General features: G+C 50.6%; 17 protein-coding genes. 10 read left to right on the forward strand and 7 right to left on the reverse strand.

Going from position 1 to position 14692, the window contains the following annotated elements; translation table 11 throughout:
• Positions 1-45 precede the first annotated feature (45 nt).
• The 3 genes from AC04MQ_RS16395 to AC04MQ_RS16405 all read right to left on the reverse strand — a co-directional run bounded on the left by AC04MQ_RS16395 (position 46) and on the right by AC04MQ_RS16405 (position 1905).
• Positions 46-636 (reverse strand): outer membrane beta-barrel protein, encoded by a 591-nt coding sequence (locus AC04MQ_RS16395; RefSeq protein WP_475392604.1) that lies wholly within the window; start codon positions 634-636, stop codon positions 46-48.
• A 27-nt stretch (positions 637-663) separates the two neighbouring features.
• The gene (locus AC04MQ_RS16400) at positions 664-1206 is read right to left on the reverse strand and encodes an OmpA family protein (RefSeq protein ID WP_015091320.1); all 543 of its coding nucleotides are present in this window, start codon (positions 1204-1206) and stop codon (positions 664-666) included.
• A 153-nt stretch (positions 1207-1359) separates the two neighbouring features.
• A complete protein-coding gene (locus AC04MQ_RS16405; RefSeq protein WP_475392605.1) occupies positions 1360-1905 on the reverse strand; it encodes a hypothetical protein in 546 nt (181 codons plus the stop codon).
• A gap of 419 nt (positions 1906-2324) precedes the next feature.
• Between AC04MQ_RS16405 and AC04MQ_RS16410 the strand changes: the two genes are divergently transcribed.
• The 9 genes from AC04MQ_RS16410 (at position 2325) to AC04MQ_RS16450 (ending at position 9159) form a co-directional block, all read left to right on the forward strand.
• A complete protein-coding gene (locus tag AC04MQ_RS16410; RefSeq protein ID WP_475392606.1) occupies positions 2325-3179 on the forward strand; it encodes a YihY/virulence factor BrkB family protein in 855 nt (284 codons plus the stop codon).
• Positions 3157-4770, forward strand: a complete 1614-nt coding sequence (locus AC04MQ_RS16415) for an FAD-dependent oxidoreductase (RefSeq protein WP_041577701.1) — start codon at positions 3157-3159, stop codon at positions 4768-4770. The genes AC04MQ_RS16410 and AC04MQ_RS16415 overlap by 23 nt, the downstream gene beginning before the upstream one ends.
• Positions 4730-5164, forward strand: a complete 435-nt coding sequence (locus AC04MQ_RS16420) for a BON domain-containing protein (RefSeq protein WP_015091324.1) — start codon at positions 4730-4732, stop codon at positions 5162-5164. The genes AC04MQ_RS16415 and AC04MQ_RS16420 overlap by 41 nt, the downstream gene beginning before the upstream one ends.
• 119 nt (positions 5165-5283) lie before the next feature.
• A complete protein-coding gene (locus AC04MQ_RS16425; RefSeq protein WP_041577703.1) occupies positions 5284-5544 on the forward strand; it encodes a hypothetical protein in 261 nt (86 codons plus the stop codon).
• A 30-nt stretch (positions 5545-5574) separates the two neighbouring features.
• Entirely contained in the window at positions 5575-5868 is a 294-nt protein-coding gene (locus AC04MQ_RS16430; protein WP_015091326.1) for a hypothetical protein, read from the forward strand.
• Between the two features lie 153 nt (positions 5869-6021).
• Entirely contained in the window at positions 6022-7008 is a 987-nt protein-coding gene (locus tag AC04MQ_RS16435) for a BON domain-containing protein (RefSeq protein ID WP_475392607.1), read from the forward strand.
• Positions 7009-7064: 56 nt separating this feature from the next.
• Entirely contained in the window at positions 7065-7253 is a 189-nt protein-coding gene (locus tag AC04MQ_RS16440; RefSeq protein WP_015091328.1) for a hypothetical protein, read from the forward strand.
• A gap of 10 nt (positions 7254-7263) precedes the next feature.
• Positions 7264-7839, forward strand: coding sequence for a type 1 glutamine amidotransferase domain-containing protein (locus tag AC04MQ_RS16445; RefSeq protein ID WP_015091329.1), 576 nt, complete (start codon positions 7264-7266; stop codon positions 7837-7839).
• Between the two features lie 201 nt (positions 7840-8040).
• On the forward strand, positions 8041-9159 hold the full coding sequence (locus tag AC04MQ_RS16450; RefSeq protein ID WP_015091330.1) for a DegT/DnrJ/EryC1/StrS family aminotransferase: 1119 nt from the start codon (positions 8041-8043) through the stop codon (positions 9157-9159).
• Here the strand turns inward: AC04MQ_RS16450 and ligD are convergent.
• From ligD to gntA, 4 genes are all read right to left on the reverse strand, one after another.
• The gene (gene ligD / locus AC04MQ_RS16455) at positions 9143-11467 is read right to left on the reverse strand and encodes a DNA ligase D (RefSeq protein ID WP_015091331.1); all 2325 of its coding nucleotides are present in this window, start codon (positions 11465-11467) and stop codon (positions 9143-9145) included. The genes AC04MQ_RS16450 and ligD overlap by 17 nt on opposite strands.
• Before the next feature lie 3 nt (positions 11468-11470).
• Positions 11471-12301 carry a non-homologous end joining protein Ku gene (gene ku / locus AC04MQ_RS16460; protein WP_015091332.1) on the reverse strand — a complete coding sequence of 277 codons (831 nt, stop codon included), beginning with the start codon at positions 12299-12301 and terminating at the stop codon, positions 11471-11473.
• 111 nt (positions 12302-12412) lie between these two features.
• Entirely contained in the window at positions 12413-13012 is a 600-nt protein-coding gene (locus AC04MQ_RS16465; RefSeq protein ID WP_419144686.1) for a DUF1989 domain-containing protein, read from the reverse strand.
• Complete coding sequence (gene gntA / locus AC04MQ_RS16470) at positions 13003-13686, reverse strand: guanitoxin biosynthesis heme-dependent pre-guanitoxin N-hydroxylase GntA (RefSeq protein WP_015091334.1); 684 nt, start codon at positions 13684-13686, stop codon at positions 13003-13005. The genes AC04MQ_RS16465 and gntA overlap by 10 nt, the downstream gene beginning before the upstream one ends.
• Positions 13687-13806: 120 nt before the next feature.
• Here gntA and kdsA point away from each other — a divergent pair, with 120 nt between their 5' ends.
• A complete protein-coding gene (gene kdsA, locus AC04MQ_RS16475; protein WP_015091335.1) occupies positions 13807-14661 on the forward strand; it encodes a 3-deoxy-8-phosphooctulonate synthase in 855 nt (284 codons plus the stop codon).
• Positions 14662-14692: the final 31 nt, after the last annotated feature.

Genomic DNA, 14692 nt, shown 5'->3' on the forward strand with positions numbered 1-14692 from the left:
AGGGAAAGACCCGGTCAAAACCGGGCCTTTCTTTCGTCTTAAAACCTAGAATGTCAGAGGAAAGCTCACACTCAACAGGCCGACCTTGTTCTTGAACTTGCCAAGCTCCCCGGTCACCGGACCGGCTTCTTCCAGCTTGGAAGTGCCGTATTCAAGGTCCATATACTCAAGATTCACGCTGACGATCAGGATTTTGATACCAACGCCCACTTTGGGCCCCTTGGCACCTTCAAACTTTACATCAACGCCACCGTCTTCTTCCGGATCCAGATCACCACCAAAGATGTATCCGCCCCAGATACGAAGCCCCGCCACCGGCATCTGCGCCCCGATCACCGCACCGTAAAGTGTCGATGTCGCTTCGGCAGAATAATCCGTGGCCGCCGAGCTTTCAAATTTCGGTTTGGAATAAGACCCATCCAGACCGATAAAGAAGATGTCATTGGCGTGGTAACCCAGCTTCATATTAAAACCCAGCCCTTGCCCCGTTCCGGTGGAGTTGCTCAAGGGTGCGGGCCATTCCAGCTCGTTGTCACCTTTTTCATAGGTGATTCCGGGCTCAATATAAAATCCTGCATAGGCCGGCACTGCTGCCATCAAGGCCCATCCCAGAAGTATCGTGCTGATTGCTTTCATAAAGCCTCCGTTGTGTGTTCTAAGTGCTTACTTCATGTAAACCATGATGACGGCTTTGGATGATTTGGCTTTTTGATTGAAGAAGCCGGTTTCATCCTGAGTGCGTGGAGCCGCGCCACTGTCTTCCATCGCAGTTTTGGTTTTCGCGGTGTCGGTGTGCATGAACTTCTGAAGTGCATTCGGACGCTCGGTCATGTTGTAAGTGTTCACCGAACCCACTTTCAGTTCATCCTTGATGAAATTCTTCACCACACGAGCGCGGTCGTTGGCCAGATTCACATCCTGCTTGGAGGCTTTTGCACCTTCCGTCGGATATTCACGGTCCGCCCATACCGCGACCTTCAGCTCATCGATTTTGCCTTTTTGTTTGGCTTCGTTCACCATTTTGCGAATGTCGTCTTTGGCTGAATCGGTCAAAGAGGATTTCCCCTCGTCGAAGGAAATTTCTGAAACCATCTTCGCGCCCAGGGTTTTCCCGGCGGACTCGGTTGTATTATCCAGAGCAAAAGATGTGCTTGCAGACAAAGCCACTGCCAAAATCAAAGAGCCGATCACAGATTGAATGTTCATTTCATTCTCCTTAGTTGTTGTTAATATTGCGACTGTCAGCATTCACGGGTATTGCATCAACCGGACCGGGTCTGGGATCTCAATTATTTGCAGTTCACAGGCGCACGGTCCCGAAATGCCCGTCCCCCATGCGGAGTTTTGCCCCGCGGGGATTTATTCCATAATCACCATCACAATAGACTTGGAAGCTTTTGAAGGTGCCTTTGCCGTGGTATCCGTGTGAGGGATGCCGGCCGTTTCCAAATTCTTTTTGATACGGGCATCTGAAGTGTTCAGCATGTCCTGCAACAGATTTGGTCTTTCCGCCATGCTGTACAAATCCACATCCGGTGATCTGTCATAGGACTTAATATAGTTTTCGATGGCTTTGTTACGCTCTTTGACCAGCTTCACTTCAGCCGAAGACAGCTTTTTGGTTTCCGTGGAAGGATAGTCCTTGTCACCCCAGGTGATCACTTTGATTTCTTTAATGGTGCCGGTCTTTTTTGCCTCATCAATCAGACGCTGCAAATCACCCTTCGCATCGCTGGTCAGGGCGCTGGAGCCTTTCTTAAAACCAAATTCGGTCACATGGGTCGCCTCTTCCTGAACCGCCACCGTTTTTGCTTCGGTGCTTGGTGTTGCTTCGACAGTCTTTTCTTTGTGCGAGCAAGACACCGTGGCGGCTGCAAACAATGCGATAACGAAATATGTTTTCATGGCTGATCCTTTCTTAAGGTTGTTGAACACCTGAACTATGATCTTTTTTTTTCACAAGGCCTATATCTTCGCGCATGTATATGAACAGACCTTCCTATATGTAATTAAAAATTCTTTGCCCGCATTTTCAGAATTCCGCCTAATGAAACAAAGACAGGAGGCCTGCATGACACCACCCCGACCCAATGAAATTCCCATCCCGCAAGATCCACCTTCCACACAACCGCGCCCGTCACCTGTGAAAGAACCGCCACGTCCCAAAGTCGTGCCCGAAATTGATCCAGGCATGCCTCGGGAAAACCCTTCAAAAGATCCAGGCACACCTCCCCCTACCGAGGGATAATTTTGTGTGTATATTTGCAAAGACTTTTACCTTCCTCCCACCCCTTAAGGGTCCGATAATCGAGGGGTGAGGTTGCATGACGAAAGTGAAGAATTTCGTATTCACATTCGCAGACAGATTCAGTGACTGCCACACCATGACCTGGGCAGCCTCGGTGGCTTTTTATACCTGCTTTTCCTTGGCACCGCTGGTGATGATCTCGCTGGCGGTGGTGGCCAACCTGGGACTGGAACTGCAGCAGACGTTCATGAGCGAGGTTTCATCTCTGGTCGGCCCGACAGCCGCAGAAGCCGTGCAAGCCGTGGTTAAAAATGCCAACGACCGCGTGGACCTGATGTCGCTTGCCGGAATTCTGGGGGCCTGCACTCTGGTTCTGTCGGCGGGACTTATTTTCGGCGAGATGCGCGCGGCCCTGACCGAAATTCTGGGACACAAAGTGGAAGAAGAAGACCTGAGCATCCTGCATGCTTCCATCGCCTATGTGAAAAGCCGCCTGTTACAGATTGGTCTCGCCTTTGGGTTCATATTCGCGATGATGGTTTCGCTGATTGTTTCAACAGCTCTGAACACTGTCATCCGGGTCGGCCTGCTGGACAACGGCGAAGGGGCCTTCGTCATAAATATCATTTTTTCGTTATTGCTTTACGTTTTGCTTTTTACCGGCATTTTTCACTTTCTGCCCGTCCCGCGCCTGGCCCTGCGGGATGCATTTCACGCAGGCATCATCACCGCCCTGCTTTTTGTGATCGGGAAGGAATTGGTGGGTTTGTATCTTGGCGGCAGCCCGATCACCTCGTCATACGGAGCTGCCGGGTCCATCGTTGTTTTGCTGGCCTGGGTTTACTATTCGACTTTGATTGTTTTTTTAGGTGCACATTCGATTTATGCCTGGAGAAAGGAGTTTTCCCATGCAGCCACATCAACAGAATAACGCCTCTTTCTGGCAGGATACTCATGTTCCCGAGTTTCCGCCACTTCACGAAGACGCCTCAACGGACATTTGCGTGGTCGGAGCCGGCATTGCCGGGCTTTTAAACACCTATGTTCTGTTGAAAAATGGTTTTCAGGTAACGGTGCTTGAACGGGACACACTGGGACACAATGAAACCAGCCGCACCAGTGCGCATTTGTCAAATGTTCTGGACGAGGGCCTGGCACGACTGCTCGACAATCTGGGCGAAGACAATGCAAAAAAAGCCATTGCCAGCCACAGTGATGCCATTGATCTTATTGAAAAAATTGTGGCCGAGGAAAACATCGACTGCGACTTCCGTCGCCTGGATGGATATCTTTACCTCAGTCCCGAAACCAACAAGGACTTTCTGAAAGAAGAAGCCCAGGCTGCAGCGAAACTGGGATTCAAGGATGTTGAACTGCTGGCCTCCCCCCCGCATTTTGCCGAGTTTGGTCCGGCGCTGCGCTTTCCAAGACAAGCGCGCATTCACAGTCAGAAATTCATCAACGGACTGCTGAAGGCCATCGTGGGAATGGGCGGAAAAATCCACAGCAAGTCCCCCGCGGTGGATTTCAAGGACGGCGCCCTGCCTTCGGTAAAAACCGACAATGGTCATTATGTGTATGCCAAACACGTCGTCGTCTGCTCGAACGTGCCGGTGAATGACCGCGTGATGATTCACACCATGGAAGCGGCCTATCGCAGCTATATTATCGGAATTGAAGTGCCTCATGACGCCTTTCCCGACATTCTGATGTGGGACACGTCACATCCGTATCACTATGTGCGAAAAATTGAAAATCACGCTGAAGGAAAAGATCTGATGCTCATCGGCGGTGAAGATCACCGCGTGGGTCAGGAAGATCACCCCGAAAGCAAATTTGAAACTTTGCATGACTGGGCGCTGTTCAATCTGGGCATATCAGGACCGATTGCGTATCAATGGTCCGGACAGATCATCGAACCTGTAGACGGCCTGGCCCATATCGGGCGAAACCCCGGCAATCGCAACACCTATATTGTCAGTGGTGATTCAGGTCATGGACTGACTCATGCTGCGGTCGGGGCCATGGTCATTCGCGATTTGATCCAGCAACAACCCAATGAGTGGACTCACATCTATTCACCTTCACGCTTTAGAGTGAAGAATCTGGGAAAAGTCATTTCTGCCAACATGAACGCCCTGACCCAATACCGTGACCGCATTATGTTACGGGATGAATTAAAAAATGTTTCGGCCCACCCGGGTGAAGGACAGCTGGTGCATCAGGGGGCAAAAACTTTTGCCGTCTATACCAGTGAACAAAACGAAACAGTCACACTGAATGCCGTCTGCCCGCATCTGGGCGGCATCGTGCACTGGAATGCTGCTGAAAAAACCTGGGATTGCCCCTGCCATGGATCGCGTTTTGCCTGCACCGGCGAAGTGATCAACGGACCGGCCATCTCCGGATTAAAACAAGCCGTCATGAAAAAACCACAGGATAAGGCAGACACCATCGCCATGCCTGATGAAAGGACTGAATATGAAAAAGCAAAACCACGCGACACCTCAGCGGAAAGATAAACGCCCCGCCCATGATGCCAGCGTTCACTGCTATCATGACCTGGATTCACAGAAAGAACTGCAATCCAGCAGACCTGATATCAACCGGCAGCGCCGGGGCACCACCGGCTGCACCCAAAGTTTCCGACCAGCCTTCGATGATGCCCGCTTTGGCTCCACCTCCAGCAAGGACATGGAACTTAGTGACAGCAACATCAGTGATGAAGTGGAACACACCCTGGCGCTGGAAGTGGACATTGACGTCGCCGACGTAGAGGTCATCGTCACTCAAGGGGAAGTCACTTTGCGCGGCATAGTTGCGGACCGCAAGATGAAAAGATTCGTGGAAGAGCAGGTTTCCCGCTGCTCAGGAGTGAAAGACATTCACAACGATCTGCACTTCAAACGAAAGTAGGTATCCGGGGACCCACCAAGGTCCCTGGTCCTGCATGGTCTCTGACAGAAACTGCGATGTTCTGTACTCTGCCCGCCCGCCCCGCGCGACAATAAAGAAAACCGAACAAGGAGGCCTTTATGGCAGCTCATCAACATGCAGGACACAATTCCACGCGTTATGGCAGCCCCAAGCAAAGAAAACCCACTTCGCCAACACACAAACCAACTGTGACCAATTCTTCACCGGTGAATTTCAACAGCCTTTATCAGCAGGCCGGTGAAATTTTGGAAAGCGGTCGCAAATACGCAGTGAAACACCCTTACCAGATTATTCTGGGAGCGGTGAGCGTCGCAGGTGTGGGTGCACTGGCTGCATACCTTTTAAAAAGAAGACACTGAACACTACAACTCATCATCAGGAGGCACTCTATGAAACTCGCAGCTCTCGTTATCCTGTCCCTGCTGCTGCCATCGGTTTACGCCCAGGCACAGTCCCGAACTTCCGAAACCCAGTATCAGTCACGCCCCATTCCAACCGGGCCTCAGGACAGACGTCCGCAACCCAATCCCCGCACGTCCCAGAACACTCTGGATCAAGACTGGGACCGACGTCAGGATGAGATGATCCGTCGTCAGGAACAACTGGATCGAAACATGCGGGATCGTCAGCTTCGCGACATCGATTCACAGAATCTGATGCCGGATGGAAGAAGCTGGGACTGAGTTCAATAATTTCAACATCACAAGAAAGGTCTTCATAACGAAGGCCTTTCTGTTTTCATGACAAATTTGTTTTATAAAACATTACATAAAGGAAGGTGGTCATCACCGGGGGATCGACTCACTATCAACGCTCCAACAACAAAGGAGTAAGATATGAGACATGACCAACGTGACCCCCGCAACATGCGCGGCGACAGATCTTCATCTTCAGAAAGCAATTTCCGCAGAGACGAACAGCGTCCATACCGTCGCGAAGCTTCCGAGCGCAGAGACTGGTATGAGCGTGATGAAATGGATGAACGTTCCGGCTATCGTGATGAGGAATATCGTCCATCATCAGATTATCGTGATGCTTCTGATTATCGTCGCGACTTTAATTACTCCAATCAGGATTATGGTCGTACTCAAGGGTCCCGTGAATTGTCCCGTGGCAGCCGTTCCATCGACGGCAACCGCTCGGGGTCTTCTTATGAATCCAACGCCAGCGGTCGTCAGGATCGCTATGGTTCTTCCAGCGAACAGTCGTATGGCCGTTCCGATGATCGCAACGAACGCTCCTGGGATCGTTCCAACAGATCCGAACGCGGCTCCGGCTATGAAGCCGGCCGTTTTGATTCCCGCCGCGGGCTTTACGGCACCAGCGACCTGACACGTCAGGGTTCCGACCAATACCGTTCCAGCTCCTCGTTCGATACGGATCGTGAACGTTCGTCTGAACGCGGTTCAGAGCGCGGGTCTGAACGCTCTGAAGGACGTTCCCAGTTCTTCGGCCGCGGCCCAAAATCTTACAAACGATCTGATGAACGCATCAAGGAAGATGTGTGTGAAATGCTGACTCGTGACAACAACATCGATGCGGAGGGTATTGACGTTGAAGTGAAAGAAGGCGAAGTCACATTGACCGGCACAGTCCCCGACCGCCGCATGAAACATCAGGCGGAAGACTGCGCAGAAGGCTGCTATGGCGTGAAAGATGTCACCAACAACATCCGCGTCAGCCGCGAGTCTTCATCCACTGAGCGCGATAGTTCGTCTTCCCAAAGTGGCGAGCGTTCATCCAGTTCATTGGGCGCTGCGGGAACAACCGGAACGAAGAAATCCTCTTCCTCCACCACTTCTACAAACGCACCTAATCACTAACATGTGAAGGGAGGCCATGACGGCCTCCCTTTCCTTTTTTTTAAAAGGAGCATTCCATGCCCCGCGGAAGCAAAGAAAGTTATTCCAGCAAACAAAAACGCATGGCTCAGCATATTGAAGAGGGCTACAAGAAAAAAGGCGCCTCCAGCAAAAAAGCCGAACGCATTGCCTGGGCCACGGTGAACAAAGAAACCGGCGGAGCCGCCAAAAAAAAGAAATCCAGCCGTAAGAAAACCACCCACTAGGGAGCACGCCATGACACAATCACTTTCCGGTAAAAAAATTGCCATCATCGCCACTGACGGATTTGAAGAATCCGAACTGGTTGAACCCCGCAATTATCTGGATAAGGCAGGGGCACAGACAGTGCTTGTGTCACTAAAACCAGGTCACATCAAAGCCTGGAAGAAAGGTGAATGGGGTGATTTCCTGGCTGTTGATAAATCCCTGGATGAAGTCGATCCGTCAGAATTCGACGCTTTGATGATTCCCGGCGGTGTTATTAATCCCGACAAACTGAGGATGGATAAAAAGGCTGTCAAGTTTGTGCAGGCCTTCGTCGACTCGCACAAGCCCATTGCCGCTATCTGCCACGGACCTCAGCTGTTGATCGAAACCGGAATTGTTTCCGGCCGAAAAATCACCTCCTGGCCCAGTCTGCGCACCGACCTGATCAATGCCGGCGGCGACTGGTTTGACACCCAAGTCATGGTGGATCAGGGCTTGGTGACCAGCCGTAAGCCTGAAGACATCTCTGCCTTCAGCGAAAAAATGATCGAGGTCTTTTCAATGGGTGATCAACAAATGAAAGACACCTTACCCCCTTTGTGAGCCTGCCTTGGGAATAGGCTGCATTTTAAGCTGGCAAGGTCGGCGTGTGTTGCGAGAAAGCACCACCGAGTCCGTAAAGATACAGTTTCCTTCGCTTTTTCTTAAAACCGCGCGGTCCGTAAACGGTCCCGCGGGTTGCAAGTTGCCAGGACTTATTGGATAATTCTCTAATCCAGTTAACATTTTCCCAGAGAGAAAACTATGAGCATTCAACAAGTTCCATTTATCACCCTGAATCGTTTTGAACCTGGTTTCCGTGATGAGTTCCTGAATGGCGTTGCAAATCTTTTCGATAAAACGCAATTCGTGGGCGGTCCTATTGTTGGCGAAATGGAAGCCAACCTTGCAGCTTACACAAAATCCAAACACGCTATCGGTTGTGCCAATGGTACTGACGCTATCCAAATCGCCTTGCGCGCTGTGGGCGTTAACAAGAACGACAAGGTCCTTGTTCCTGACATGACTTTCTGGGCTACTTTTGAAGCCGTTGTCAACGTCGGCGCAAACCCTGTGACTGTGGACGTGAACCGTGAAACATGCCACTGGGATCTTGCCACTTTCAAACAAGCTGTAGAACAATTCAAACCAAAAGCAGCCGTGATGGTTCACCTTTACGGTTGGGCTTCTGCTGACACTTTGGAAATCCGCAAATTCGCCAAAGAAGCAGGCGTTCTTCTGATCGAGGACGGCGCACAGTGCTTCGGCACTGAAATCGACGGTCAGTCCATCCTGGGCACGGCTTTGATTTCAACTACAAGCTTCTACCCGGCAAAAGTTCTGGGTGCCTCCGGCGATGCGGGTGCAATCTTCACGACCAGTGATGAATACGCTAAAAACTGCCGCACTTTGATCAACCACGGCAGAACAGATCACTATTCTCACGGTATGATCGGCTGGAATTCCCGTATCGGAGCTTATGAGTCTTTGTTCCTGAATATGTCCTTGAAACACATCGATGCGCGCATTCAAAGCCGCATGAACGCAGTGAAATTCTATGAAGAGTCCTTGAAAGGACTTCCACTGAAACCAGTGCGTGCGACTTCGAAAGTAAAAGAAAACGGTTACTGTGCGGTTGCGATGATCGAACCTTCTTTGCGCGCTTCATTGATTGATTCATTGAAGAAAGCCAACGTTGGTTACGGTACTATTTACCCAGGCGCGATGAGCCTTCAATCCGGTTCTGCAGGTCACTTGGCTGGCAAAATCGACAACGGCAATGCTCACCATATCTCTCAAGCGGTGTTGAATCTTCCTTGTTATGCTTACATCACTCAGGAAGAGCTTCAGTACGTTTGCGACACAGTTAAGAAGCACTTCTAGTTTTCTTAATTGGCAAGACCGGGGCCCGGGCGAAGTAATTCGCCCACGGGTCTTGACCGCTCTTCAGAATCTGCAAAGCCTTCTTCAGGCTGACCGCATCCCCGCTTTCATATTTTTTCAAATGATTCCACGCCACCGGCAACGCTACTGAACTTTTATCCCTCGCCCGCAGTGAATAAGGCAGAACACTGGTCGACCCTTTTGAGTTTCTAAGATAATCAATAAATATTTTCCCGTGACGAATCTTCTTGGACATTTTACTGACGAAACGATCCGGATAACGATCCTCCCAGGCTTGGGCCAGAGCATGGGTAAAACGCTTCACCTCATCCCAGGAAGGTCCCGGCTTAAACGGCACGTGAATATGCAGCCCCTTGCCCCCGCTAAGCTTCACAAAGCTGCGAAGCCCCAGAGCTTCCAGATCTTTTTTAAATAGCAAAGCTGCGGCAACAACTTCCTCCCAAGGCACTCCCGACCCCGGATCCAGATCCAGAACGAACTGATCCGGTTTCGCCGGGGCTTCCGATCGACTGTTCCGGCCATGAATCTCATAACCACCCATCTGCACCAGCTCCAAAAGTCCGCGCACATCCTTTACGTACAAGGCATCATCTTTTTCAAAGATCGCAATAGCCTCCGCCTTCGCATTCAAATGCTTTTGAAAAAAACATTTCCCCGCAGATCCTTCCGGACAGCGCACCAGGGCCAGCAGCCGGTTTTCCAGATAAGGCCGCATGCGCTCTGCGATGGCGATGTAGTATTCAGCCACTTCAAGTTTGGTGATTCCCTCGGCTCCGTATAAAACTTTATCCGGGCTGGTCAGCATGAGCGCATCGGATGTGACGTCCGGCGCAGGCTTGTCTTCGCGAAGCTCTACAAATACCGGAGCCCGCAAATGCATGCCGTGGGTCCAATTGGCAAAGCGCACCTCTGCCAGCAACTGCGGCTTTACCCAGATGGCGTCTTTTTGGGGCGGATCACCGGCCGTAAAAGGTTTTTTTGCAACTTTGATTTTGTCCAATTGGCGCTTTAAAGAGCTGATGTTTTTCTGATTGAAACCAGTCCCCACTTTGCCGACGAAGCGCAGACGGCCTTTTTCATAGACCCCCAACAGCAACGCCCCAAAATCGCTGCGACTGCCTTTACCCGGGACATACCCGCCAATGACGAATTCCTGCCGGTTTAAAAACTTGCTCTTCACCCATTCGCCTTTTCGTCCTGAAATATAAAGACTGTCGGTCTTCTTGGAAATCACCCCTTCCAGCCCCTGCTTTTGCAATTTCCCCCACGAACCTTTGCTAAGCTTGATTTCCTGGCTGAGCCGCAGACGGCCTCGGCGTTTTCCTTTTAATATTTCCTTAAGCTTCTTACGCCGCTCTTTCAGCGGACGATCGCGCAGATCCTCTCCGTTAAGCATCAGTAAATCAAAAACGATGTAAGTCAGCTTTTGATCCGGATCGGATTCAAAGTAATTTTGCAGCTTTTGGAAATGACTCAGACCCTTACTGTCCAGGACCACGACCTCGCCGTCCAGCACTGCGGACTGAACATTCAATCCGCTCACATCATGCGCGACAGAGGTCATTTTTCCGGACCAGTCATGCCCGGCGCGGGTGTAAAGCTTCGCGCTGGTGCCATGAACGTGGGCCTGAATGCGATAGCCGTCCCATTTGACTTCGTGGATCCATTCTTTGCTGTGTGGGGGTTCATCCACCAGCAGCGCCAGCATGGGCTTCACAAAGTGAAAGGCTTCTTTGGAATGAATACGCCGGGACGTGGTTTTCGCCCCAATCAGCGGAGCTTCATAGCCTGCTTTTGCATAAGCGTCCTCACGCTTGACCAAAAGCCACTGAGTTTGCCGTCCCTGCAGTCGCGTGCGAATCAAATCCCAGGTGCCTTTCAGTCTTTTGCCTTTCAGTTCGAACTCAAGATGGCCTTTCTTGAAGCCTGCCGCCGCACTGCCTTTCGGTATCCAAACACCGGTATCCCAGATATACACCTGACCCGCCCCGTATTGTTTTTCGGGAATCACGCCTTCAAAATTTCCGTATTCCAGGGGATGATCTTCCACTTCGACAGCAAGGCGTTTCAGATGAGGATCCAGGCTGGGACCTTTTGGCACAGCCCAGCTTTTCAATACCCCCTGCCATTCCAGCCGAAAATCATAGTGCAAATGTGAGGCATGATGTTCCTGCACGACAAACATCAACTGATCTTTGCTCTGCTTTTTTGTTTTCGAACGCGTTTGCCCTTTCGGTTCGCGGGTTTTCTTAAAGTCCCTTTTCTGATGATAGTCCTTTAACGGCATACCCTAAGCCCTTGCCCGCACTTTGCGACGGGCGGTTTTCTTTTTGGCCATCAGACTTTTTTGCAACAACGGCATCAAATCGATAACATTATCGGTGGTGGCGATTTTTTCCTCTTTCGGCTCGCTGACTCTGTGCCCCTGGCCCCCTTTAACTTTGCGCTGGATGGTTTTCATCACATCCTGATAATAAGTGTCTTTGTATTGTTCAGGCTTCCACTCGCTGGTCATGCCTTCCACCAGTTCTTCGGCCATTTTCAGTTCCTTTGAACTGTAAGTGGGCTTCTTGGCCGAAGCCGCCAGAAAATGAACCTGCTTTTCGCTTTTCACCTCGTGGGAAAAACGCAGAATCTCCAGCATCAGGTAGGGGCCTCGTGGCATGATCAAAGCCAGATGCTGTTTGATCCGGATGACCAATTTTCCGATGGCCACTTTGTGCGTGCCCTGCAAAGCATCGCGCAGCAAATAATACCCTTTTTCCGCCCCCTTTTGAGGCACCAGATAATAGGGCCGCTCGAAGAACATCGGATCAACTTCATCCAGCAGAACAAAATCTTCGATATCGATAGTTTGGGTGGCTTTGACGTTGGCTTTTTTCAGTTCACCTTCGGTCATGATAACGTATCGACCCGACTGGTATTCATAACCCTTGACGATACGGTCACTGGGAACTTCCTTGCCGGTTTTGGCGTTGACCTTCAGATAGCGAATGCGCGCCAGGTCCTTTTTATCCAGCATCGAAAAGTGGACCTCTTTTTCACTTTGAGCACTTTGCAGGCTCACTGGAATATTCAAAAGTCCAAAACTGATAGAGCCTTTCCAGATACTTCCCGCCATAAAGTTCTCCTTTTAAAAAGGACAAACCATCACAAGGAATTTGAAAAGTCATAAGGACATGTTTTGCCAATAAGCCCCGATTGCACCGTCCAGTCCAGTGGGAAAAGACAATCACTCGATTCGATAGTGAATGGGCTTGCAATGAAAGTGATTCGTTTCCGGATGAGAACACGCAGTCAGCCCCACATGCAGGTCCATCTGCGCCTGCAGTAAAATATAATCCCCGGCCCGCGCCTTGGGTGGCTGAATGGAAATCAAGCCCTGGGAATTCACTTCGACATTCATAAAAAGATTGAACGTGGTGCCCACGGTGTCTTCAGCAATACCCAGGTCTTGAAATGCCTGCACCAGATTTTCATGACAGCTGGGGTGATGATCTGAATTTCCCGCGATGATCTGAAACATCCGCAAACTGCACGGAGTCATCAAAAAATCATGCCGTCCACAACTGTCCTCTAAAACCGACAGCATCACATTGCTGCGATTGGAGTAAAGATCATGTCCTTGAGTCAGATAGATCGTGTCGTTATAGTCAATCGACCGGCCGCTGGACAAAGTTTCCGTTACATCAGAAATCGAATAACAAAACAGATCCGCGACCTGCATGTCCTCCGGACTGACCACCCGAAGCTTCTGCCCGCGACGCAACGTAAACCCTGCCCCCTTCCGGGCAGGAATGCGGCAAAACGGAGAAAGCGTGCTTACTTCCACAACTTGCTCCGTAAAATTCCCAGGCCCTTCGTGAACGGACACTTCCATTCCGGCGGATTGTTCCGGCCCGAAAACTGAATACTTTCCCAGGATTCATTATAAGTTTGGGCCATGGGATTTACAGAGCCCTGAAAGCGCAGATCCCGGTCCCGGTTGACCTTCACCATGGAATCATAAGTGCCTTTTTTCATCAGCTCGGTGAATTGACTGTACAGATTAAACACCAGAGCATTGTAAGGAAGCCTTCGGGACGTGCGGCTGGCTGCCGGATGCAGTCCCACGACAAAGTAAGCGCTCCCATCCAGACTGAAACAAAAATTCTGATCTTCCGGATCGTCGCTGAACTGAGGATCCCAGCTGCCAGCGATTTTTTCATCCTCCCAAAGAGCAGACAGCTCACGCCACATCTTCCGTTCAAACTCTTCCTCGGTATTGGCCCGGTCCTGGGAATAAATGGCAAAGTAACTTAGGTAAGGCACCTGGCTGCGTCGTTGTTCGTGCTTAAAACGAATCAGATTCAGCGCCAGACGGTGCCGGGATTCCCCGGTCCCGAAGTCTTCATAGACATCAAAACTGTAGTCCTGGTGATGCAGGGCTTGAATCGCGGCCACGCACGGATAGTGACGCTGATTTATCAGGGATTTAAGGTCGGCTTCGATTTGAAAGGTTTCCATAAGACATTGTCAGTGCCGGTTCATACCCTAACAAGGTCGGGCTTCGTGTCTTTCTGCAGGCTCTGGCAAAGCAAGAATATTGGATGTCAAAAGCCATTAAAGGGTGCTATGGTATTACCCATGCAAAATAAAGTCGTCAAAATCGGAAATATCGAAGTCGCCAACAACAAACCTTTTGTTTTGTTTGCCGGACTGAATGTCCTTGAGTCCCGTGACATGGCCATGCAGGTGTGTGAACACTTCGTGAAAATCACCGACAAACTGAAAATTCCGTATGTCTTTAAATCCTCTTTTGATAAAGCCAACCGTTCCTCTATCCACTCTTACCGCGGACCGGGTATGGAAGAGGGTTTGAAGATTTTTGCTGAACTAAAAAAAACTTTCGGCGTGAAAGTCATCACCGACGTTCACGAAATCCATCAGGCAAAACCCGTTGCTGAAGTTGTCGACGTAATCCAGCTTCCAGCCTTTCTGGCACGCCAGACAGACCTGGTTGAAGCAATGGCTCGCACCGGTGCGGTGATCAACGTGAAAAAACCCCAGTTCCTGAGCCCCGGCCAAATGGGTAACATCGTCGACAAGTTTGCAGAGTGCGGAAATGACAAAATCATTCTGTGCGACCGTGGTACTAACTTTGGTTATGACAATCTGGTGGTGGATACTCTGGGCTTTAACATCATGAAGAAAGTTTCCAAAGGCAGCCCGGTGATTTTGGATGCGACCCACGCCTTGCAGTGCCGCGATCCATTTGGTGCTGCTTCTGGTGGCCGCCGCGGTCAGGTGGCCGAATTGTCCCGCGCGGGTCTTGCCGTGGGCCTTGCAGGTCTTTTCATCGAAAGCCATCCAAACCCGGATAAAGCTCTCTGCGACGGACCGTCAGCACTGCCACTTTCCAAAGTGGAACCGTTCCTGCAACAAATGAAAGCTCTGGACGATCTGGTAAAATCCTTCCCAGAACTGAACACCGAAAACTAAAAGATACCTCTTGCGGCACCCTCCACAGGAG

Source organism: Bdellovibrio sp. MYbb2 (assembly GCF_056175685.1).

What these genes read in the sequence shown, in the direction of transcription:
- AC04MQ_RS16440 (WP_015091328.1), top strand. Translation starts at nt 7,065, where the DNA reads ATGCCCCGCGGAAGCAAAGAAAGTTATTCCAGCAAACAAAAACGCATG.
- ligD (WP_015091331.1), bottom strand. Translation starts at nt 11,467, where the DNA reads ATGCCGTTAAAGGACTATCATCAGAAAAGGGACTTTAAGAAAACCCGC.
- AC04MQ_RS16395 (WP_475392604.1), bottom strand. Translation starts at nt 636, where the DNA reads ATGAAAGCAATCAGCACGATACTTCTGGGATGGGCCTTGATGGCAGCA.
- ku (WP_015091332.1), bottom strand. Translation starts at nt 12,301, where the DNA reads ATGGCGGGAAGTATCTGGAAAGGCTCTATCAGTTTTGGACTTTTGAAT.
- AC04MQ_RS16420 (WP_015091324.1), top strand. Translation starts at nt 4,730, where the DNA reads ATGAAAAAGCAAAACCACGCGACACCTCAGCGGAAAGATAAACGCCCC.
- AC04MQ_RS16435 (WP_475392607.1), top strand. Translation starts at nt 6,022, where the DNA reads ATGAGACATGACCAACGTGACCCCCGCAACATGCGCGGCGACAGATCT.
- AC04MQ_RS16405 (WP_475392605.1), bottom strand. Translation starts at nt 1,905, where the DNA reads ATGAAAACATATTTCGTTATCGCATTGTTTGCAGCCGCCACGGTGTCT.
- AC04MQ_RS16445 (WP_015091329.1), top strand. Translation starts at nt 7,264, where the DNA reads ATGACACAATCACTTTCCGGTAAAAAAATTGCCATCATCGCCACTGAC.
- AC04MQ_RS16425 (WP_041577703.1), top strand. Translation starts at nt 5,284, where the DNA reads ATGGCAGCTCATCAACATGCAGGACACAATTCCACGCGTTATGGCAGC.
- AC04MQ_RS16415 (WP_041577701.1), top strand. Translation starts at nt 3,157, where the DNA reads ATGCAGCCACATCAACAGAATAACGCCTCTTTCTGGCAGGATACTCAT.
- gntA (WP_015091334.1), bottom strand. Translation starts at nt 13,686, where the DNA reads ATGGAAACCTTTCAAATCGAAGCCGACCTTAAATCCCTGATAAATCAG.
- AC04MQ_RS16410 (WP_475392606.1), top strand. Translation starts at nt 2,325, where the DNA reads ATGACGAAAGTGAAGAATTTCGTATTCACATTCGCAGACAGATTCAGT.
- AC04MQ_RS16430 (WP_015091326.1), top strand. Translation starts at nt 5,575, where the DNA reads ATGAAACTCGCAGCTCTCGTTATCCTGTCCCTGCTGCTGCCATCGGTT.
- kdsA (WP_015091335.1), top strand. Translation starts at nt 13,807, where the DNA reads ATGCAAAATAAAGTCGTCAAAATCGGAAATATCGAAGTCGCCAACAAC.
- AC04MQ_RS16400 (WP_015091320.1), bottom strand. Translation starts at nt 1,206, where the DNA reads ATGAACATTCAATCTGTGATCGGCTCTTTGATTTTGGCAGTGGCTTTG.
- AC04MQ_RS16450 (WP_015091330.1), top strand. Translation starts at nt 8,041, where the DNA reads ATGAGCATTCAACAAGTTCCATTTATCACCCTGAATCGTTTTGAACCT.